Genomic DNA, 21,148 nt, shown 5'->3' with positions numbered 1-21,148 from the left:
AAAACCACAGTATTAAAATGGCGACGCACCTGCAAAATCAGGTGTCAGGATTGGCGTCCTGAAAGTGTGTGCACTGACCATTTTCTGTGCATAAAGGGATTATTTATGATTAACGAATCTAGTTTTACCCAGCTCTACACCGAGCTCTCCCTCAACCCCGATCTCCCAACCCTTGCCGAGCGCTGCAAACTGCTCACAGAAATCCTTCTGGACTGCAAATCACATCCGCAGACTCAACCCGTTTGTCGTTGTCTGGGGGCGTACCTCGAGGAAGTCAAAACCGGACTCACAGAATCAATGCGTGATTTTCAGGTGGTGGAATTTGAGGCGGAAGAAGAACGGCCGGGCAAAAAGGAGTGGCTACTGGAAGATACGGAAACGAAGTGTGATTACTGCCGGGCTCTGAATCATGTGCTGCTGATTTCGCATTTTGACCACGATATGTTGCCGTATCTGACGGGGTTGCTGCATGACATGGCGCATTCAATGGCCGGGGATTTAATCATGCCATTGCAGCCCAGGATGACAATACGTCTTCCCGTGCATCAACACTAAGTTCATTAAATAAAAAAGGCCGGGATTACCCGACCTTTTAAATATTCATCTGCCATTACAGGCGAAAAAATTAGCGACTACGGAAGACAATGCGGCCTTTGCTCAGGTCGTACGGGGTCAGTTCAACAGTCACTTTGTCGCCCGTTAAAATGCGGATATAGTTTTTGCGCATTTTACCGGAGATGTGCGCAGTTACCACGTGACCGTTTTCCAGCTCTACGCGAAACATGGTATTAGGCAACGTATCAAGTACGGTACCCTGCATTTCAATATTGTCTTCTTTGGCCATCTAATCCTCTGGGGTATCACTACCAAGTTTTGAACCGGCAAGATAATGCCGAAATTCATCAATTAAGTAAAGAATTGCGCGTTTAAAACGCAGCAAAACAGTTTCGGCGCATTGCCCAAGCGTCACGGTACAACCGAACGAGAAACGCATTCGTAAAGGGGAGACAACAGGATAAACGTCAGGACGTTATCTGAAGCGAGGGTCCCAAACGGCGGCGGGGCAACAGGCAGAAGCTACTCTGCGGCGTAATTATAACACCCTCATAAAAAATATGCGGAAAACATTTAGACATTGGGCAGAAACAGCGTTCTTGGTACCCAGAAGTCGCGCGGGAGCGTCTCCTGACGGTAAATATCCAGATGCTCAATGTAGTCGCGACGGGGGATTTCAACGGCGCCAAGCGAGGCGGTATGCTCATTAAGCACCTGGCAATCCATTAACTGTCCACCGCGGTTGGCAAACTCCTGGCAGAAAACCAGCAGCGCGGTTTTCGAGGCATTCACCGCCCGGGAGAACATCGACTCGCCACAGAAGAGTGTTCCTTGCGCCACCCCGTACATACCGCCAACCAGTTCGCTTTTATCCCAGACTTCGATGGAATGCGCATAACCCAGCTCATGCAAACGGTGGTAAGCGGTAATGATATCGTGGGTGATCCATGTCCCTTCGTGACGATCGTTGGCGCATCCTTCAATAACCTGGCCAAAAGCATGGTTGAGGGTCACGCGATAAGGTGATTTGGCGTGAAATCGCTTCATGCTACGGCTGAGGTGAAAATGCGCAGGCCACAGCACGGCACGCGGATCGGGCGACCACCACAAAATGGGGTCGCCTGGGGAAAACCAGGGGAAGATCCCGCGCTGGTATGCCATCAATAGCCGAGCAGGGCTGAGATCGCCGCCTAATGCCAGCAATCCGTTGGGCTCACGTAGCGCGCCTTCCGGGGACGGGAACGCTATATTATGACGAGAAAGCTGGACCAGGCGCATGACAGCAGAACTCCAATACGCGAGTTAGGATCGGTTCAAATATAGTCTACAGACGCTGTTTAAACTGGTAGTAGCGACCCTGTTTCGCTAACAGTTCTGTGTGACTACCTTGCTCAATAATGTGACCGTTGTCCATCACAATTATCTGATCAAAACTCGCCAGTCCGCGCAGACGGTGTGTCACCATAATCACCGTTTTACCAACCATAGCATTCGCCAGTAAATCAAGGATTTGGCTCTCTGTCGTGGCATCCAGTCCTTCGGTTGGTTCATCCAGCAACATCAGTGGCGCATCGTGCAGTAATGCTCGTGCAATCGCCAGTCGGCGTAACTCCCCTCCAGAAAGCTGACGACCACCTTCACCCAGCCAGCTATTCAGACCGTCATCTTCGAGCAACTTGTGCAGCCCAACACGTTCAAGCATGGCACTGAGCACGTCGTCACTGGCTTCAGGTGCTGCCAGACGCAAGTTCTCACGTAACGTGGCACTGAACAGGTGCACCCTTTGCGGTACAACGCTGACGGTCTTACGCAGGGCGTGCTCGCTAAATTCGCGTAGCGGTACATCGTTAAACAAAATGTTCCCGTGCTGCGGATCCCATGCGCGGGTTAACAGCTGTAAAAGTGTTGATTTTCCACAGCCTGTTCGCCCGAGCAGTGCAATACGCGAACCCGCAGCGACAGACAAATTAATGCCTTCCAGCGCGTTTTGCGTTTGCCCTGCATAGGCGAAGGTAATGTCCCGGAGCTGAAGAGCAACCTGCGCCGGAACGGCAGTTTGCTGTGCATGGAACTGTACTTCTGGCTCTTGTTCAGTGATTTGGGTAATACGCACTGCGGAGGCGATAACCTGCCCCAGATGCTGGAAGGCGCCCGTGACCGGGGCCAGCGCTTCAAATGCTGCCAGTGCACAGAAGACAAACAGTGCGATGAGCGCACCAGGCTGTGTATTGCCACCCACACCGCCGGATGCCATCCACAGCATCGCCACGACGGCAAAACCACCAATGAGCATCATCAGCGCTTGTGAAAAGGCGGTCAGTTCAGATTGCCTGCGCTGGGCTTCATGCCAGTTCAGCTCTGTGCTTTCCATCCGGGCGCGGTAGCGCTGGCTGGCACCAAAGATGGTGAGTTCAGCTTGTCCCTGTAACCATGATGTCAGCTGCTGGCGGTATTCGCCGCGCAGACGCGTCAGATTTTCTCCGGTTGGCTTGCCTGCGCGGTAAAACAGCGGCGGCAGGAGGAACAGCGTCAGCAGCATAATGCCGCCCAGTGTCAGAGCGATAGTGACATCGAGCGTACAAAGCCCAAGGGTAACCACCACAATCACCACAAACGCCCCCACCAGCGGAGAAATCACGCGCAAGTAGAGGTGGTCCAGGGTATCGACATCTGCAACCACGCGGTTGAGCAATTCACCCTGGCGAAAACGCGCCAGCCCGGCAGGGGACAGGGGCAGTAATTTGCTGAAGGTGTAAATACGCAGATGCTGAAGCACACGGAATGTCGCATCGTGGCTGACCAGACGCTCAAAATAACGTCCGGCCGTACGGGTAATCGCCGCACCGCGAACGCCCGCAGCGGGCAGCATATAGTTAAAGCTGTACAGCCCGGCAACACCCACCACAGCAGAGGCCGACAGGAACCAGCCGGAAAGCGTGAGCAGCCCGATACTGGCAAGCAGAGTCACAATCGCCAGAACAATCCCGAGCGTCAGCATCCATTTGTGACGTTTATATAGGGCAAGATAAGGGAGCAGGGCGCGCATCAGATATCCTCCTGACGGTTAGCCAGCAGGGTGGCAAATGGCCCCTGCGCAGCAACGAGAGAGGCGTAATCGCCTTGCTCGACAATATGGCCATTCTCCATGACCCAAATCTGATCCCAGTCGGTGATACCTTCCAGCTGGTGCGTGACCATGAGTGTGGTTTGTTGCAATGACGCTGCGTTCAGGGCGTGCATCACCCGTTGTTCGCTGTGAGCATCAAGGCTGGCCGCGGGTTCATCCAGCAGCATTAACTGGCATGGATTCAGCAGGGCGCGGGCAAGGGCGACACGCTGCGCCTGACCGACGGATAAGCCTGCCGCCTGGTCGCCCACAACGGTATCAACACCTTGCGCAAGCAAAGGCAGAAACTCACTGACCCACGCACGGTCAAGAACCGATTGCAGCTCATCTTCACGCGCATCAGGGCGTGCAAGCAGCACGTTCTCACGCAGTGTGGCGGCAGGTAATTGTGGATTCTGCCCCACCCAACTGAGTTGTTTGCGCCATGCGTCAGGGTCAAGCTCGCGCAGTTCGGCATGATTAATTCGCAGCGAGCCGGTATACGCCATAAAACCTGATAACGCATTCAGCAGTGAGCTTTTACCTGAACCGCTGGTTCCAACCAGAACAACGCGTTGACCCGCCGAAAGCGTAAAGTTCAGCGGCCCGGCCAGCACCTTACCTTCAGGTGATAAAACAGAGAAATCGACTGCTTCAACGGTAACAGGCTCTTTGCTGTTCAGCGTAATTTCACCGCGCTCCGGGTGAGCAAGCGGCGTTTCAAGGAAAGTTTTCAGGCTGTCAGCGGCACCCACTGCCTGTGCTTTGGCGTGGTAAAAGGTACCAAGATCGCGAAGCGGTTGGAAAAACTCAGGCGCCAGGATCAGGGCAAGAAAACCGGCTGAAAGCGTAACGCCGGTGCCGTAGTGGCCAAAATCGAGTTCGCCAAGATAAGAGAAACCAAAGTACACCGCCACCACCGCAATCGACAGGGAGGTGAAGAATTCCAGTACGCCAGACGACAGAAACGCCAGACGCAACACTTCCATTGTCCGTTGACGGAAATCTTGCGACGCCACGCGGATATTTTCGGTTTCGGCTTCACCGCGGCCAAAAATACGCAAGGTTTCCATCCCGCGCAGGCGATCCAGGAAATGGCCGCTTAAGCGGCCAAGCGCCAGGAAGTTACGGCGGTTAGCATCTGCCGCACCCATCCCTACCATCGCCATAAACAGCGGAATAAGCGGAGCGGTGCAGAGCAGAATAAGGGCGGCAACCCAGTTAGACGGGAAAATGGTGGCCACAATCAGCAACGGCACGCATACGGCCAGCGCCATCTGCGGAATATAGCGCGCGTAATAGTCGTGCATATCGTCAATCTGCTCAAGGATAAGCGTCGCCCAGCTTCCGGCAGGCTTGCCCTGTATCCAGGCGGGACCCGCTTGCTGGAGCCTGTCGATCACCTGGCGGCGAATTTCGAAGCGTATATGCTGTCCGGCGTGGAACCCGACACGTTCACGCAGCCAGACCACCCAGGCGCGCAGAACAAAGATCAGGACTAATACGATAAAGGGCATCAGAAGCGCTTCGCGCGGGATGTTCTCCATGATCATATGATTGAGAATGCGGGCCAGCAGCCATGCCTGGGCAACAATCAACAGACCGCTGATAAGTCCCAGCAAACGGGAAATATTCAGCCAGCGGCGGGAAATAACGCTTTGCTTTTTAAGCCAGCGAGTTAACTCTTGTTGACGGGTTTTTTCCATTGCGTACTTTGCAGGTGACGTTATTAGAAATTGGGCACGGCAATGTTACAACGGAGAGACAATAAAGGCGACTTATCGCCGCCTTTATTTACGTTTGTTACTGACTTGTAAAGATTATTTACCTGTTTCAGCCAGCCCATCAAGGTAACGTTCAGCGTCCAGCGCGGCCATACAGCCGGTACCGGCAGAGGTGATCGCCTGACGGTAAATATGGTCCATCACGTCGCCCGCAGCGAAGACGCCCGGGATGCTGGTCTGGGTCGCGTTGCCGTGGATACCAGACTGCACTTTAATGTAGCCGTTTTCCAGTTCAAGCTGACCGTCAAAGATAGCGGTATTCGGGCTATGGCCGATAGCCACAAACAGACCCGCCACTTCCAGTGATTCTACGTTGTCGGTGTTCTGCGTATCGCGGATGCGCAGGCCAGCAACGCCCATCTGATCGCCCGTAACTTCTTCCAGAGTGCGGTTGGTGTGCAGCACGATATTGCCGCTCGCCACTTTATCCATCAGACGTTTGATCAGGATCTTCTCTGCGCGGAAGGTGTCGCGGCGATGGATCAGGTGCACTTCAGAGGCGATGTTCGCCAGATACAGCGCTTCTTCTACTGCGGTGTTACCGCCACCGATAACCGCGACTTTCTGGTTACGGTAGAAGAAACCGTCGCAGGTTGCACAGGCAGAAACGCCACGGCCTTTGAACGCTTCTTCAGACGGCAGTCCGAGGTAACGCGCAGAAGCACCTGTCGCGATAATCAGCGCATCACAGGTGTACTCACCGCTGTCGCCTGTCAGGCGGAACGGACGATTTTGCAGGTCAACCTTGTTGATGTGATCGAACAGAATTTCGGTGTCGAATTTGGTCGCATGTTCGTGCATGCGCTCCATCAGCAGCGGCCCGGTCAGGTCGTTCGGGTCGCCTGGCCAGTTTTCTACTTCAGTCGTGGTGGTCAACTGACCGCCTTTTTCCATACCGGTAATCAAAACCGGTTGCAGGTTAGCGCGCGCAGCATAGACGGCCGCGGTATATCCCGCAGGTCCAGAACCAAGAATTAGCAGCTTACTGTGTTTGGCCGTGCCCATGAGATCCCCATTGTTGTTGGCAGACATTTGGCAGGATTGTAGGGAATTTGTTGCCGTAAAAAAAGAGCGCAGAAATTTTGATATCGATATGTGCAATAGACGCTGGCGATGGATTGAGCGCTATAACATAACGCTTTCTACTGAAAACCGGTCGATTATAAGGCAATAAAATGAGGATTAATGGCCAGTCGTTATGAATATCCGGCATGTTGTACTAAAAATCGATGTTTTGCTTTGACAATCCCCTGCGCTTTTGCGAAAACATTGAAGGAAGAAAAAAACCGCGTTAACAGTGTGTCGCATAGACATGCACGTAAATGCCATTTTTACCGGGTCAGTGAAATCTACGCATGGTGTGGACAGACGCCATACGTGATGTCGGTGGCAGCCATTTCAGGCACCGGTCTTCTTACCGTAGAACCCGAATCCGCATCGCGCATATTACATAATCAGGCGATGTGATGAATAACGGGTACAGGCTCTGAACAGTGATGTGCACAGGGTCCAGGCAGGAGTAGGGAAGGAATACAGAGAGACAATAATAATGGTAGATAGCAAGAAGCGCCCTGGCAAAGATCTCGACCGTATCGATCGTAACATTCTTAATGAATTGCAAAAGGATGGGCGTATTTCCAACGTCGAGCTTTCAAAACGTGTGGGACTTTCCCCGACGCCGTGCCTTGAGCGTGTGCGCCGACTGGAAAGACAGGGTTTTATTCAGGGCTATACGGCTCTGCTGAACCCGCATTATCTGGATGCCTCACTTCTGGTATTTGTTGAGATTACTCTGAATCGTGGTGCCCCGGATGTGTTTGAGCAATTTAACGCCGCTGTACAAAAACTTGAAGAAATTCAAGAGTGTCATCTGGTTTCCGGTGATTTCGACTACCTGTTGAAAACCCGTGTGCCTGATATGTCCGCCTACCGTAAGCTGCTGGGTGAAACCCTGCTGCGTCTGCCAGGCGTGAACGACACCCGTACTTATGTGGTGATGGAAGAGGTCAAACAGAGCAATCGTCTGGTTATTAAGACGCGCTAACACGGAACAGGTGCAAAATCAGCGTAGTTTGATTACACTCCTGTTAATCCATACAGCAACAGTGCCGGGGATACCCGGCGCTGTTGTCCGTTTTAGCAAACAGGCAGGACATGCCTGATACCTGGAGAGCCTTTCTTGAGCCAGGAATATACTGAAGACAAAGAAGTCACACTATCGAAGCTAAGCAGCGGACGTCGACTCCTTGAGGCGTTGCTGATTGTTATTGCCCTTTTTGCCGTCTGGCTGATGGCAGCCTTACTCAGTTTCAACCCCTCAGATCCGAGCTGGTCGCAAACCGCATGGCATGAACCTATCCATAATTTAGGTGGCACGCCCGGCGCCTGGCTTGCGGACACCCTGTTTTTCATCTTCGGTGTCATGGCCTATACCATCCCGGTGATCATCATCGGTGGCTGCTGGTTTGCCTGGCGTCATCGTCAGAACGATGAATACATCGATTATTTCGCGGTTTCGCTGCGTCTGATTGGCGCCCTGGCGCTGATCCTGACCTCCTGCGGGTTGGCGGCGATTAACGCCGACGATATCTGGTATTTCGCTTCCGGTGGGGTGATTGGCAGCTTGCTGAGTACTGCACTGCAACCAATGCTGCACAGCAGCGGCGGCACCATCACGCTGCTCTGTATCTGGGCGGCGGGGTTAACACTGTTTACTGGCTGGTCCTGGGTGAGCATTGCCGAAAAACTCGGCAGTCTGATCCTTAATATTCTGACGTTTGCCAGCAACCGTACCCGTCGTGATGATACCTGGGTAGATGAAGACGAATACGAAGATGAGGACGAAGAGGATACACCTCCAACTCAGCATCGAGAATCTCGCCGTACGCGTATAATGCGTGGCGCGCTGGCGCGCCGCAAACGCGTGGCCGAAAAATTTGCTAATCCGTTAGGGCGTAAAACCGATGCCGCGCTCTTCTCCGGCAAACGCATGGATGACGATGAGCAGGTTGAATACCGTGCCGCGGGTACTCCTGTTGACCCTGATGATGTGCTCTTCTCTGGCAGTCGTGCCATGCCGGGTGATTACGACGAATATGACCCGTTGTTAAATGGTCATTCAGTTACCGAACCTGTCGCGGCAGCAGCAGCGGCAACGACAGCCGCTCAGGCCTATGCTGCGCCTGTTGAGGCAGTCATGCCTTCCGCGCCGGTGTATGAGCCAGAGCCTGTTGTCCAGCAACCTGCGGTTGAGTGGCAAGAAGCGCCTGTCATTCCTGCGCATCAGCCTGTCATTGCCCCTGAGCCGCAGAGCTATGCGCCAGCACAGCCGCAGGAACAGTGGCAGCAGCCGTACCAGCCAGAACCGGAATACGCGCCACAGCCATACGCAGAGTATGACGCGCCGGTGTCTCAGCCTTATCAGGAATATGCGCCAGTTGAGCCTGCTCAGCCGTATGTTGAGCCACAAGCTGAACCACAGGTTGAAGTGGAAGAGGTCAAACCGACTCGCCCACCAATGTACTATTTTGAAGAAGTTGAAGAACGCCGCGCGCGTGAGCGCGAACAACTGGCCGCCTGGTATCAGCCCGTACCGGAACCGGTACAAGAACCCGTCACCAGGGCTCCTTCCGTTTCGGTACCGCCAGTCGATCCGACACCGGTTGTTACACCGGTGGCGGAAAGCGTGAAGCACGCTACCGCGGCGGCGGCAGTGGCTGCGCCTGTCTTTAGCCTGGCATCCGGTGGCGCACCGCGTCCACAGGTGAAAGAGGGTATTGGCCCGCAGCTTCCTCGTCCTAATCGCGTGCGTGTTCCTACCCGCCGCGAGCTGGCGTCCTATGGCATCAAATTACCTTCTCAGCGTATGGCTGAGGAGAAAGCGCGTGAATCTGAGTATGAAGATGATGCCGATGAGATGCAGCAGGATGAACTGGCCCGTCAGTTTGCTGCACAACAGCAGCAGCGTTATGGTGAAGAATATCAACACGAAGCCCGGCCGACTCATGTTCATGAAGAAGATGAAGACGACGCAGCCGAAGCAGAGTTAGCGCGCCAGTTTGCTGCCACTCAGCAGCAACGCTATTCCGGTGAGCAGCCTGCGGGAGCAAATCCGTTCTCGTTATCTGACTTCGAATTCTCGCCAATGAAAGATTTGGTTGATGATGGCCCGAGTGAGCCGTTATTCACCCCAGGCGTGATGCCTGAAACGCAAACTGCGTACCAGCAGCCTGCACCGCACGTGCAGCAGCCAGCGCCACAGGCTTATGCGCAGCCGCAACAGCCTCAGCACGCGCCGCAGTTCCAGCAGCCACCAGCACAGCCGAAGGAAAGTCTGATTCACCCGCTGCTGATGCGCAACGGTGATAGCCGTCCGCTGCAACGCCCAAGCACGCCGCTGCCGTCGCTGGATCTGTTAACGCCGCCTCCGTCAGAAGTTGAACCGGTAGATACCTTTGCGCTGGAACAGATGGCGCGTCTTGTGGAAGCGCGTCTGGCTGATTTCCGCATTAAGGCGGACGTAGTGAACTATTCCCCAGGTCCGGTTATCACCCGTTTCGAACTGAATCTGGCGCCTGGCGTTAAAGCCGCGCGAATTTCTAACCTGTCTCGTGACCTGGCGCGCTCGCTGTCGACCGTTGCGGTGCGTGTGGTAGAAGTTATCCCGGGCAAACCTTATGTCGGCCTGGAGCTGCCAAATAAGAAACGCCAGACTGTCTATCTGCGTGAAGTGCTGGATAACGCCAAATTCCGCGAGAATCCATCACCGTTGAGCGTGGTGCTGGGTAAAGATATTGCAGGCGATCCAGTGGTGGCTGACCTCGCGAAAATGCCGCATCTGCTGGTGGCGGGTACGACGGGCTCAGGTAAGTCGGTCGGTGTGAACGCCATGATCCTGAGTATGCTCTACAAAGCGCAGCCGGAAGATGTGCGTTTCATCATGATCGACCCGAAAATGCTGGAACTCTCTGTTTATGAAGGTATCCCGCATCTGCTGACGGAAGTGGTCACCGACATGAAAGACGCTGCTAACGCCCTGCGCTGGAGCGTTAATGAGATGGAGCGTCGCTATAAGTTAATGTCGGCGCTTGGCGTACGTAACCTGGCGGGATATAACGAGAAGATCGCTGAAGCAGTACGTATGGGGCGCCCGATTCCGGATCCTTACTGGAAGCCGGGTGACAGTATGGATGCTCAGCATCCGGTGCTGGAAAAACTGCCTTATATCGTCGTGCTGGTAGACGAATTCGCTGACCTGATGATGACCGTCGGTAAGAAGGTTGAAGAGCTGATTGCCCGTCTGGCGCAGAAAGCGCGTGCAGCCGGTATTCACCTTGTACTGGCGACGCAGCGTCCATCCGTGGACGTCATCACTGGTCTGATTAAAGCGAACATCCCAACGCGTATCGCGTTTACCGTATCGAGTAAAATTGACTCGCGTACCATCCTGGATCAGGGTGGCGCAGAGTCGCTGTTGGGTATGGGTGATATGCTTTACTCCGGCCCGAACTCCACCTCGCCAGTGCGTGTCCACGGTGCATTCGTCCGCGATGAGGAAGTTCACGCGGTTGTGCAGGACTGGAAAGCGCGTGGTCGTCCGCAGTACGTGGATGGCATTACCTCTGACACTGAAAGTGAAGGCGGTGGCGGTGGCTTTGACGGTGGTGAAGAGCTGGATCCGTTATTCGATCAGGCGGTTAACTTCGTGACTGAGAAACGTAAAGCGTCCATTTCCGGGGTACAGCGTCAGTTCCGTATCGGTTACAACCGTGCGGCCCGCATCATCGAGCAGATGGAAGCGCAGGGTATCGTGAGCGAGCAGGGGCATAACGGTAACCGTGAGGTGCTGGCTCCGCCGCCGTTTGATTGACCCTTCACCGATTGCAAAGAAGGGTAAATCAGCAAAAATTAAGCATTTTCTTCTGTCGCCTGCCTGCGGGCAGGTTCACAATAGACGGCAGAACCCCATATCGGGATGACGTATTTTAAGGAATAACAATGAAAAAATTCGCAATCGCCTGTGCATTACTGACCAGTTTTGTTGCCAGCAGCGTCTGGGCTGATGCAGCCAGCGACCTTAAAAGCCGACTGGATAAAGTGAGCAGTTTCCACGCCAGCTTCACCCAAAAAGTGACTGACGGCAGCGGTAATGCGGTGCAGGAAGGTCAGGGGGATCTGTGGGTAAAACGCCCTAATCTGTTTAACTGGCATATGACACAGCCGGATGAAAGCATTCTGGTGTCAGACGGTAAAACCTTGTGGTTCTTCAACCCGTTTGTTGAGCAGGCAACCGCCACCTGGCTGAAAGATGCCACCAGCAATACCCCGTTTATGCTGATTGCCCGTAACCAGTCCAGCGACTGGCAGCAGTACAATATCAAACAGAATGGTGATGAGTTTGTTCTGACGCCGAAAGGCAGCAACGGAAACCTGAAACAGTTCACCATTAACGTGAGCACCAACGGAACCATCAATCAGTTTGGTGCGGTTGAGCAGGACGATCAGCGTAGCAGCTACCAGCTCAAATCCCAGCAAAACGGCGCTGTCGATGCATCGAAATTCACCTTTACCCCGCCGCAGGGCGTAACGGTGGACGACCAACGCAATAAGTAAGAGGCGTGAGTGAGCAACCTGTCGCTCGATTTTTCAGATAATGCGTTTCAACCTCTGGCCGCTCGTATGCGGCCAGAAAATTTAGCGCAGTACATCGGTCAGCAGCATCTGCTGGCTGCGGGTAAACCGTTGCCCCGTGCTATCGAAGCCGGGCATCTGCACTCCATGATTTTGTGGGGCCCACCGGGTACGGGAAAAACGACGCTCGCAGAAGTGATCGCCCGCTATGCAAACGCCGATGTTGAACGCATTTCCGCAGTGACCTCCGGCGTGAAGGAGATCCGCGAAGCTATCGAGCGCGCAAGACAGAACCGTAATGCCGGACGCCGTACTATCCTCTTTGTTGATGAAGTCCATCGTTTCAATAAGAGCCAGCAGGATGCGTTCCTGCCGCACATTGAAGATGGCACCATTTTCTTCATTGGCGCGACGACCGAAAACCCCTCCTTTGAACTGAACTCGGCACTGCTTTCCCGTGCGCGTGTTTATCTGCTCAAATCGCTGACAACCGACGATATCGAAAAGGTTCTCACTCAGGCGATGGAGGACAAGGCGCGGGGTTATGGCGGGCAGGATATCATCCTGCCGGACGAAACACGGCTTGCGATTGCGGAGCTGGTCAATGGGGATGCGCGCCGTGCGTTAAACACGCTGGAAATGATGGCTGATATGGCCGAAGTGGATGATTCCGGTAAGCGTGTGCTGAAACCTGAACTGCTCACCGAAATTGCCGGTGAACGCAGCGCGCGTTTCGACAATAAAGGCGATCGTTTTTACGATCTGATCTCTGCCCTGCACAAGTCGGTGCGAGGCAGTGCACCGGATGCAGCACTGTACTGGTATGCGCGGATCATTAGCGCCGGTGGTGATCCCCTGTACGTGGCGCGCCGCTGTCTGGCCATTGCGTCGGAAGATGTCGGTAATGCCGACCCGCGCGCGATGCAGGTTGCGATTTCAGCCTGGGATTGCTTCACCCGCGTAGGGCCAGCGGAAGGGGAGCGTGCAATCGCACAGGCGATTGTTTACCTGGCCTGTGCGCCAAAAAGTAATGCTGTCTACACCGCGTTTAAAGCGGCTTTGGCAGATGCACGTGAACGTCCTGACTATGACGTACCGGTTCATCTGCGTAATGCGCCAACCAAACTGATGAAAGAGATGGGTTACGGGCAAGAATACCGATACGCCCACGACGAACCCAATGCCTACGCCGCCGGAGAGGAGTATTTTCCGCAGGAGATGGCACAAACCCGCTATTATCACCCCACAAACAGAGGTCTTGAAGGCAAGATTGGCGAAAAGCTCGCCTGGCTCGCCGGACAGGATCAAAATAGCCCTATAAAACGCTACCGTTAGTTCAATCGTTGCGGTAATGTTGGCATAGTATCCTTGTGACCGCAGGCTGTGGTCACATTTTCCTATTTTAATTCGATAAGCACAGGATAAGCATGCTCGATCCCAATCTGCTGCGTAATGAGCCAGACGCAGTCGCTGAAAAACTGGCACGCCGGGGCTTTAAGCTGGATGTAGATAAGCTGCGCGCTCTTGAAGAGCGTCGTAAAGTTCTGCAGGTACAAACTGAAAATCTGCAGGCAGAGCGTAACTCTCGATCGAAATCCATCGGCCAGGCGAAAGCACGCGGGGAAGACATTGAGCCATTACGCCTGGAAGTGAACAAACTGGGTGAAGAGCTGGATCAGGCGAAAGCCGAGCTGGACGCTCTTCAGACCGAAATCCGTGATATCGCACTGGCTATCCCGAACATTCCTGACGACAGCGTTCCTGTCGGCAAAGACGAAAACGACAACGTTGAAGTGAAACGTTGGGGTACGCCTCGCGAGTTCGACTTCGAGGTTCGCGATCACGTAACGCTGGGTGAAATGCATGCTGGCCTGGACTTTGCAGCCGCAGTTAAGCTGACCGGTTCTCGCTTTGTGGTGATGAAAGGGCAGATTGCTCACCTGCACCGTGCGCTGGCTCAGTTCATGCTCGATCTGCACACTGAGCAGCACGGCTACAGCGAAACCTACGTACCGTATCTGGTCAACCACGATACGCTGTACGGGACTGGCCAACTGCCGAAATTTGCCGGCGATCTGTTCCACACGCGTCCTCTGGACGAAGAAGCAGACAGCAGCAACTACGCGCTGATCCCAACCGCTGAAGTGCCGCTGACCAACCTCGTGCGTGATGAGATCATCGACGAAGACGACCTGCCAATTAAACTGACTGCACACTCTCCGTGCTTCCGTTCTGAAGCAGGTTCTTACGGTCGTGACACCCGTGGTCTGATCCGTATGCACCAGTTCGACAAAGTTGAGATGGTACAGATCGTCCGTCCTGAAGAGTCCATGGACGCGCTGGAAGAGATGACCGGCCACGCTGAGAAAGTGCTGGAACTGCTGGGTCTGCCGTACCGTCGTATGGCGCTGTGTACGGGTGATATGGGCTTTGGTGCCTGCAAAACCTTCGACCTGGAAGTCTGGGTTCCTGCACAGAACACTTACCGTGAGATCTCTTCGTGCTCTAACGTCTGGGATTTCCAGGCTCGCCGTATGCAGGCTCGCTGCCGCAGTAAATCAGACAAGAAAACCCGTCTGGTTCATACCCTGAACGGATCTGGTCTGGCTGTGGGTCGTACGCTGGTTGCGGTGCTGGAAAACTACCAGCAGGCTGATGGTCGTATTGAGATCCCGGAAGTGCTGCGTCCGTACATGAAAGGCCAGCAGTACATCGGTTAATTTGTCTTAAATTAAAAAAGCGCCTACGGGCGCTTTTTTTATGCCCCTGCTTTGACACGAAACAATAACGCCTCCCTCCAAAGTAGTAATACTCCTCCGAATGAAAGCCAGCATAAAAAACTAATAACGGAGAAATTCGTTATATATAAAACTATATAGCGGTTTCTACCGTATCTCTTTTATTTGTGAGCAACCAAAGTGAGTCTTTATGAAAATCAAAGCGCCTGATGCTTTACTGGCTGCCGAGGTCACTCGCCGTGGGTTGATGAAAACCACGGCAATAGGCGGTCTGGCTGTTGCCAGCAGTGCGTTAACTCTGCCTTTTTCTCGTATGGTGTCGGCGGCGGATGCGCTGTCCCCGGCTTCAGCCCCGGAAAAAATGGTGTGGAGCGCCTGTACCGTTAACTGTGGTAGCCGTTGTCCGCTGCGGATGCATGTGGTGGATGGCGAAATCAAATATGTCGAAACGGATAACACCGGCGACGATAACTACGACGGGTTACACCAGGTTCGTGCCTGTTTACGTGGCCGCTCAATGCGCCGTCGCGTCTATAACCCGGATCGTCTCAAGTACCCGATGAAACGCGTTGGAAAACGCGGGGAAGGAAAGTTCGAGCGCATTAGCTGGGACGAAGCCTACGACATCATCGCGACCAACATGCAGCGTTTGATCAAAGAGTTCGGCAACGAATCCATCTATCTGAACTACGGTACAGGTACGCTTGGCGGCACCATGACCCGCTCCTGGCCACCAGGAAAAACGCTGGTTGCGCGCCTGATGAACTGCTGCGGCGGCTATCTCAATCACTATGGCGACTACTCTTCCGCGCAGATCGCCGCAGGGCTGAATTACACTTACGGTGGCTGGGCAGATGGCAACAGTCCATCTGATATCGAGAACAGTAAACTGGTGGTGCTGTTCGGTAACAACCCGGGTGAAACCCGCATGAGCGGCGGCGGGGTGACGTACTATCTCGAACAGGCTCGTGCTAAATCTAATGCCCGCATGATCATCGTCGATCCGCGTTACACTGATACTGGTGCCGGGCGTGAAGATGAGTGGATCCCTATCCGTCCGGGTACCGATGCCGCGCTGGTCAGTGCGCTGGCGTGGGTGATGATCACTGAAAACCTCGTTGATCAGCCTTTCCTTGATAAATACTGCGTTGGCTACGACGAGAAAACTCTGCCAGCCAGTGCGCCTGCTAACGGGCATTACAAAGCGTACATCCTTGGCCAGGGCAGTGACGGCGTGGCAAAAACGCCTCAGTGGGCATCCACGATCACCGGTATTCCGGTAGAACGTATTGTTCAGCTGGCTCGTGAAATTGGTTCGGCGAAACCGGCCTATATCAGCCAGGGCTGGGGGCCGCAGCGTCATGCGAACGGTGAAATCGCCACCCGTGCCATTTCAATGCTCTCTATTCTGACGGGCAACGTGGGTATCAATGGGGGCAATACGGGCGCGCGCGAAGGCTCTTATGAAGTGCCATTTGAACGTATGCCAACCCTGGATAACCCGGTCCAGACCAGTATTTCCATGTTTATGTGGACCGACGCGATCGAACGCGGCCCGGAAATGACGGCATTGCGCGATGGTGTGCGCGGTAAAGATAAACTGGATGTGCCGATTAAGATGATCTGGAACTATGCCGGTAACTGCCTGATTAACCAGCATTCCGAGATCAACCGCACTCATGAGATCCTTCAGGATGATAAGAAGTGCGAGATGATTGTGGTCATCGACTGTCACATGACCTCGTCGGCGAAATATGCCGATATCATTCTGCCGGATTGCACCGCATCAGAGCAGATGGACTTCGCGCTGGATGCCTCCTGCGGCAACATGTCTTATGTGATCTTCACCGATCAGGCGATTAAACCGCGATTCGAATGCAAAACCATCTATCAGATGACCTCCGAACTGGCGAAGCGTCTCGGCGTTGAGCAGCAGTTCACTGAAGGACGTTCTCAGGAAGGATGGATGCGTCATCTGCATGAACTTTCCCGCAAAGCGATCCCTGACCTGCCTGACTTCGATACCTTCCGCCAGCAGGGCATGTACAAGCAACGCGACCCGGAAGGGCATCATGTTGCTTATAAGGCATTCCGCGACGATCCTCATGCCAATCCGCTGACCACCCCGTCAGGGAAAATCGAAATCTACTCTGAAGAACTGGCAAAAATTGCGTCCAGCTGGGAGCTACCGGAAGGGGATGTGATTGATCCGCTGCCAATTTATACGCCAGGTTTCGAAAACTACAACGATCCGCTGACTGCGAAATTCCCGTTGCAGCTGACGGGCTTCCACTACAAAGCGCGGGTTCACTCGACTTACGGCAACGTTGATGTACTGAAAGCGTCCTGCCGTCAGGAAATGTGGATCAACCCGATGGATGCGAAAGCGCGCGGTATTTCAAATGGCGATCGCGTACGTATCTTTAATGGTCGTGGCGAGGTGCATATCGAAGCCAAAGTTACACCGCGTATGATGCCTGGCGTTGTCGCGTTGGGGGAGGGGGCCTGGTACAACCCGGATGCAAATCGCATCGACCAGGCTGGCAGTATTAACGTACTGACCACGCAGCGCCCATCGCCGCTGGCGAAGGGTAATCCGTCCCACACAAACCTTGTTCAGGTTGAAAAGGTGTAAGGAGTAACCGATGACAACCCAGTATGGATTTTTTATTGATTCCAGCCGCTGCACCGGTTGCAAGACCTGCGAACTGGCCTGTAAGGATTACAAAGATTTAACTCCGGATGTCAGCTTCCGCCGTATTTACGAATACGCCGGCGGCGACTGGCAGGAAGATAACGGTGTCTGGCATCAGAACGTGTTTGCCTACTACCTGTCGATTGCCTGTAACCACTGCGAAGATCCGGCCTGCACCAAAGTGTGTCCGAGCGGCGCGATGCACAAGCGTGACGACGGTTTTGTAGTGGTGGATGAAGATGTCTGCATCGGCTGCCGTTACTGCCACATGGCCTGTCCGTATGGCGCGCCGCAGTACAACGCCGCCAAAGGCCATATGACCAAGTGCGACGGTTGCCACAGCCGCGTGGCAGACGGCAAAAAGCCAATCTGCGTGGAGTCCTGCCCGCTGCGTGCGCTGGACTTTGGCCCAATTGAAGAGCTGCGCCAAAAGCACGGCCAGCTTGCGGCAGTGGCGCCCCTGCCGTCTGCGCACTTCACAAAGCCAAGCATTGTGATTAAACCTAATGCCAACAGCCGTCCGACGGGTGATACCACCGGCTACCTGGCAAATCCGAAGGAGGTGTGAGATGGGAAGTGGATGGCATGAATGGCCGCTGATGATCTTCACGGTCTTCGGGCAGTGCGTTGCGGGTGGTTTTATCGTCCTCGCTCTGGCGCTGCTTAAGGGAAATCTCAATGCGGAACAGCAACAACGCCTGGTGCTGAGTATGTTTGGCCTGTGGGTGTTGATGGGCATTGGCTTTATCGCCTCAACCCTGCACCTCGGTTCACCGATGCGGGCGTTTAATTCCCTGAACCGCGTGGGTGCATCATCACTCAGTAACGAAATTGCCAGTGGCGCTATTTTCTTTGCGGTGGGGGGGCTAGGCTGGCTGCTGGCTGCACTGAAAAAGTTGCCAACAGGGCTGCGTAGCCTGTGGCTAATCGTCACTATGGTTCTGGGTGTGGTGTTCGTGTGGATGATGGTGCGGGTTTATAACACTATCGACACCGTGCCAACCTGGTACAGCGTCTGGACGCCAATGAGCTTCTTCCTGACGATGTTCATCGGCGGGCCGTTGTTGGGCTTCCTGTTGCTGCGTGTGGCGGGCGTAGACGGCTGGGCGATGCGTTTGCTGCCGGCTGTTTCACTCCTGGCACTGGTGGTGAGTGCCATCGTAGCCCTGATGCAGGGGGCAGAGCTGGCAACGATCCACAGCTCTATTCAGCAGGCGTCTGCGCTGGTGCCTGATTACGGTTCGCTGATGGCCTGGCGCGTGGTGTTGTTGGTAGCGGCGCTGGTGTGCTGGATTGTGCCTCAGCTTAAGGGTTATCAGCCTACGGTACCGCTGTTGTCCCTGGCCTTTGTGTTGGTGCTGGTGGGTGAGTTGATTGGCCGCGGTGTATTCTATGGCCTGCATATGACGGTTGGTATGGCCATCGCCAGTTAACGTTGTTTTTTGTTATATAAAGCCGGGACATAGCGCCCGGCTTTTTTGTTTTCAATCATGAAATTTTTCGACTGTCGTTTGGTTTTAATTCTGAATATTGGTAAATAAAAACAATCAGATAGTTTATATCGATAGCAAGCGTTGCATTAGCAGGATTAGTTTTTTAAATCGACAGGGAGCATATTGTGCGTGCGCCCTGAATCGGTGGATTGACTTTGTTTTTGCCAGTGGCATGATGCGCACGAAATCTGAACTTCCTCACGGTTTTTAATCCATGTCCACCTATACCCGCCCAGTGCTCCTGTTGCTCTGTGGCCTGCTTTTGCTGACGCTGGCGATAGCGGTGTTAAACACCCTCGTCCCGCTTTGGCTCGCCCATGAAAACTTACCGACCTGGCAGGTGGGTATGGTTAGCTCGTCCTTTTTTACAGGTAACCTCCTGGGAACGCTGGTCACGGGGAGCCTGATTAAGCGTGTGGGTTTTAACCGTAGCTATTATCTGGCATCGCTGATTTTTGCCGCCGGATGCGCTGGGTTAGGCCTGATGGTGGGATTCTGGAGCTGGATGGTCTGGCGTTTTATCGCGGGTGTGGGCTGTGCGATGATCTGGGTGGTGGTTGAAAGCGCCCTGATGTGTAGCGGTACGTCGCGCAATCGTGGTCGCCTGCTGGCGGCATATATGATGGTTTACTACGTTGGAACCGTGCTTGGGCAACTGATGGTCAGTAAATTGCCGACCGACCTGATGAGCGTTCTGCCGTGGGTGACGGGCATGATCCTGGCCGCTATTCTGCCGTTGCTCTTTACCCGCATTGTTAACCAGCAGAGCGAACACCAGGAAGTGACCCATGTCTGGCCGATGCTGAGGCTGCGTCAGGCGCGCCTGGGGGTTAATGGCTGTATCATTTCCGGGATAGTGCTGGGTTCGCTTTATGGCCTGATGCCGCTGTATTTGAACCATCAGGGGGTTAGTGATTCCGGGATCGGTTTCTGGATGGCGGTGATGGTCAGTGCGGGGATTGTCGGGCAATGGCCGATTGGGCGTCTTGCCGATCGCTTTGGCCGCCTCCTGGTGCTGCGCGTTCAGGTCTTCGTGGTGATCATGGGGTGCCTCGCGATGCTCAGCAGTGCTGCAATGGCACCTGCGCTGTTTATTCTGGGGGCGGCGGGATTTACTCTCTATCCGGTAGCGATGGCCTGGGCCTGTGAGAAAGTCGAACATCATCAGTTGGTGGCAATGAACCAGGCACTGCTCCTGAGTTATACCATCGGCAGTTTACTGGGGCCGACGCTGACGGCCATGCTGATGCAGAACTATTCTGACAACCTGCTGTTTATCATGATTGCCAGCGTATCGTTTATTTATCTCCTGATGCTGCTGCGTAAAGCAGGCGAACATCCAACGCCAGTGGCACATGCCTGATAAAAAAATCCCGGCTTACTCGCCGGGATTTTTTTAATACATCACTTTGTGACCGTACTGCTCAAGAATGCCTTTCACGCGTTCCATGGTTTCTTTCTTCGGTGGTTTAACGCCATCGAGCTTATATTCTTCACCCATCGCCACCCATTTATGTTTACCCAGTTCGTGATAGGGCAGTAGCTCAATTTTTTCTACGTTGCCCATGTCGCGGGTAAATTCGCCCAGTCGATGTGCAGAGTCATCATCATCTGACCAGCCAGGCACAACCACATAGCGGATCCAGGTGTTGATACCCTTACCGGAGATGTATTTGGCGAACTCCAGGGTTCGGTGGTTGGAAACGCCAACCAGATTCTGGTGGATCTCATCGTTCATCTGTTTGAGATCGAGCATGACCAGGTCGGTCACTTCAAGCAGTTCATCGATGACCGGATCGTAACGACGCACAAAGCCGTTCGTATCGAGGCAGGTATGAATACCTTCTTTACGGCAGGCACGGAACCAGTCGCGCACGAATTCAGCCTGAAGAATGGCTTCACCGCCGGATGCCGTTACACCGCCACCTGATGCATTCATAAAATGGCGATAGGTCACGACCTCTTTCATTAAATCATCAACGGTGACTTCTTTGCCGCCGTGCGTATCCCATGTATCACGGTTATGACAGTACAGGCAGCGCATCAGGCAGCCCTGGAAGAAGGTGATAAAGCGGATCCCCGGGCCATCAACGGTGCCACAGGATTCAAAGGAGTGAATACGACCAATAGTTGACATTGCGGTGATA

16 protein-coding genes are annotated in these 21,148 nt (G+C 54.0%); 10 read left to right on the top strand and 6 right to left on the bottom strand.

Features of this window, described 5'->3' with window-relative positions:
• The first annotated feature begins 105 nt into the window (after nt 1-105).
• Nucleotides 106-555: a hypothetical protein gene (locus F3J30_RS09690; protein WP_166717088.1), complete on the top strand. Its 450-nt coding sequence runs from the start codon at nt 106-108 to the stop codon at nt 553-555.
• Between the two features lie 70 nt (nt 556-625).
• Here F3J30_RS09690 and infA read toward each other — a convergent pair whose 3' ends face one another.
• The 5 genes from infA to trxB form a co-directional block, all read right to left on the bottom strand.
• Complete coding sequence (gene infA / locus F3J30_RS09685; RefSeq protein WP_002211347.1) at nt 626-844, bottom strand: translation initiation factor IF-1; 219 nt, start codon at nt 842-844, stop codon at nt 626-628.
• A gap of 284 nt (nt 845-1,128) precedes the next feature.
• The gene (aat, locus tag F3J30_RS09680; RefSeq protein ID WP_166717087.1) at nt 1,129-1,833 is read right to left on the bottom strand and encodes a leucyl/phenylalanyl-tRNA--protein transferase; all 705 of its coding nucleotides are present in this window, start codon (nt 1,831-1,833) and stop codon (nt 1,129-1,131) included.
• Between the two features lie 46 nt (nt 1,834-1,879).
• A complete protein-coding gene (cydC, locus tag F3J30_RS09675; RefSeq protein WP_166717086.1) occupies nt 1,880-3,601 on the bottom strand; it encodes a cysteine/glutathione ABC transporter ATP-binding protein/permease CydC in 1,722 nt (573 codons plus the stop codon).
• Nucleotides 3,601-5,367: a cysteine/glutathione ABC transporter permease/ATP-binding protein CydD gene (gene cydD / locus F3J30_RS09670; protein ID WP_166717085.1), complete on the bottom strand. Its 1,767-nt coding sequence runs from the start codon at nt 5,365-5,367 to the stop codon at nt 3,601-3,603. The genes cydC and cydD overlap by 1 nt, the downstream gene beginning before the upstream one ends.
• Nucleotides 5,368-5,481: 114 nt before the next feature.
• Nucleotides 5,482-6,450, bottom strand: coding sequence for a thioredoxin-disulfide reductase (gene trxB / locus F3J30_RS09665; RefSeq protein WP_041162025.1), 969 nt, complete (start codon nt 6,448-6,450; stop codon nt 5,482-5,484).
• A gap of 544 nt (nt 6,451-6,994) precedes the next feature.
• Between trxB and lrp the strand changes: the two genes are divergently transcribed.
• From lrp to F3J30_RS09620, 9 genes are all read left to right on the top strand, one after another.
• The gene (gene lrp / locus F3J30_RS09660) at nt 6,995-7,489 is read left to right on the top strand and encodes a leucine-responsive transcriptional regulator Lrp (protein WP_000228469.1); all 495 of its coding nucleotides are present in this window, start codon (nt 6,995-6,997) and stop codon (nt 7,487-7,489) included.
• A gap of 135 nt (nt 7,490-7,624) precedes the next feature.
• Complete coding sequence (locus tag F3J30_RS09655) at nt 7,625-11,314, top strand: DNA translocase FtsK 4TM domain-containing protein (protein WP_166717084.1); 3,690 nt, start codon at nt 7,625-7,627, stop codon at nt 11,312-11,314.
• A 128-nt stretch (nt 11,315-11,442) separates the two neighbouring features.
• Nucleotides 11,443-12,057: an outer membrane lipoprotein chaperone LolA gene (lolA, locus tag F3J30_RS09650; protein WP_014069567.1), complete on the top strand. Its 615-nt coding sequence runs from the start codon at nt 11,443-11,445 to the stop codon at nt 12,055-12,057.
• A 9-nt stretch (nt 12,058-12,066) separates the two neighbouring features.
• Nucleotides 12,067-13,410 (top strand): replication-associated recombination protein RarA, encoded by a 1,344-nt coding sequence (rarA, locus tag F3J30_RS09645; RefSeq protein ID WP_014069568.1) that lies wholly within the window; start codon nt 12,067-12,069, stop codon nt 13,408-13,410.
• 92 nt (nt 13,411-13,502) lie between these two features.
• A complete protein-coding gene (gene serS / locus F3J30_RS09640; RefSeq protein ID WP_014069569.1) occupies nt 13,503-14,795 on the top strand; it encodes a serine--tRNA ligase in 1,293 nt (430 codons plus the stop codon).
• A gap of 208 nt (nt 14,796-15,003) precedes the next feature.
• Nucleotides 15,004-17,448 carry a dimethylsulfoxide reductase subunit A gene (gene dmsA / locus F3J30_RS09635; RefSeq protein ID WP_014069570.1) on the top strand — a complete coding sequence of 815 codons (2,445 nt, stop codon included), beginning with the start codon at nt 15,004-15,006 and terminating at the stop codon, nt 17,446-17,448.
• Between the two features lie 10 nt (nt 17,449-17,458).
• Nucleotides 17,459-18,076 (top strand): DMSO/selenate family reductase complex B subunit, encoded by a 618-nt coding sequence (locus F3J30_RS09630; protein WP_166716714.1) that lies wholly within the window; start codon nt 17,459-17,461, stop codon nt 18,074-18,076.
• A 1-nt stretch (nt 18,077) separates the two neighbouring features.
• Nucleotides 18,078-18,941 (top strand): dimethyl sulfoxide reductase anchor subunit family protein, encoded by an 864-nt coding sequence (locus F3J30_RS09625; protein ID WP_166717083.1) that lies wholly within the window; start codon nt 18,078-18,080, stop codon nt 18,939-18,941.
• Between the two features lie 274 nt (nt 18,942-19,215).
• Complete coding sequence (locus tag F3J30_RS09620) at nt 19,216-20,364, top strand: MFS transporter (RefSeq protein WP_166717082.1); 1,149 nt, start codon at nt 19,216-19,218, stop codon at nt 20,362-20,364.
• 33 nt (nt 20,365-20,397) lie between these two features.
• On the opposite strand, the gene pflA is transcribed toward F3J30_RS09620, so the two are convergent.
• Nucleotides 20,398-21,138: a pyruvate formate lyase 1-activating protein gene (gene pflA / locus F3J30_RS09615; protein ID WP_014069574.1), complete on the bottom strand. Its 741-nt coding sequence runs from the start codon at nt 21,136-21,138 to the stop codon at nt 20,398-20,400.
• Nucleotides 21,139-21,148: the final 10 nt, after the last annotated feature.

This window comes from Enterobacter sp. Tr-810 (genome assembly GCF_011752765.1).
Lineage (GTDB): Bacteria > Pseudomonadota > Gammaproteobacteria > Enterobacterales > Enterobacteriaceae > Enterobacter > Enterobacter soli.
Note: the sequence above shows the minus strand (reverse complement) of the source record. Positions and strands in the feature narration are given on the sequence as shown.

What these genes read in the sequence shown, in the direction of transcription:
- lrp (WP_000228469.1), top strand. Translation starts at nt 6,995, where the DNA reads ATGGTAGATAGCAAGAAGCGCCCTGGCAAAGATCTCGACCGTATCGAT.
- pflA (WP_014069574.1), bottom strand. Translation starts at nt 21,138, where the DNA reads ATGTCAACTATTGGTCGTATTCACTCCTTTGAATCCTGTGGCACCGTT.
- F3J30_RS09625 (WP_166717083.1), top strand. Translation starts at nt 18,078, where the DNA reads ATGGGAAGTGGATGGCATGAATGGCCGCTGATGATCTTCACGGTCTTC.
- dmsA (WP_014069570.1), top strand. Translation starts at nt 15,004, where the DNA reads ATGAAAATCAAAGCGCCTGATGCTTTACTGGCTGCCGAGGTCACTCGC.
- aat (WP_166717087.1), bottom strand. Translation starts at nt 1,833, where the DNA reads ATGCGCCTGGTCCAGCTTTCTCGTCATAATATAGCGTTCCCGTCCCCG.
- F3J30_RS09630 (WP_166716714.1), top strand. Translation starts at nt 17,459, where the DNA reads ATGACAACCCAGTATGGATTTTTTATTGATTCCAGCCGCTGCACCGGT.
- serS (WP_014069569.1), top strand. Translation starts at nt 13,503, where the DNA reads ATGCTCGATCCCAATCTGCTGCGTAATGAGCCAGACGCAGTCGCTGAA.
- infA (WP_002211347.1), bottom strand. Translation starts at nt 844, where the DNA reads ATGGCCAAAGAAGACAATATTGAAATGCAGGGTACCGTACTTGATACG.
- lolA (WP_014069567.1), top strand. Translation starts at nt 11,443, where the DNA reads ATGAAAAAATTCGCAATCGCCTGTGCATTACTGACCAGTTTTGTTGCC.
- trxB (WP_041162025.1), bottom strand. Translation starts at nt 6,450, where the DNA reads ATGGGCACGGCCAAACACAGTAAGCTGCTAATTCTTGGTTCTGGACCT.
- F3J30_RS09690 (WP_166717088.1), top strand. Translation starts at nt 106, where the DNA reads ATGATTAACGAATCTAGTTTTACCCAGCTCTACACCGAGCTCTCCCTC.
- cydD (WP_166717085.1), bottom strand. Translation starts at nt 5,367, where the DNA reads ATGGAAAAAACCCGTCAACAAGAGTTAACTCGCTGGCTTAAAAAGCAA.
- cydC (WP_166717086.1), bottom strand. Translation starts at nt 3,601, where the DNA reads ATGCGCGCCCTGCTCCCTTATCTTGCCCTATATAAACGTCACAAATGG.
- F3J30_RS09620 (WP_166717082.1), top strand. Translation starts at nt 19,216, where the DNA reads ATGTCCACCTATACCCGCCCAGTGCTCCTGTTGCTCTGTGGCCTGCTT.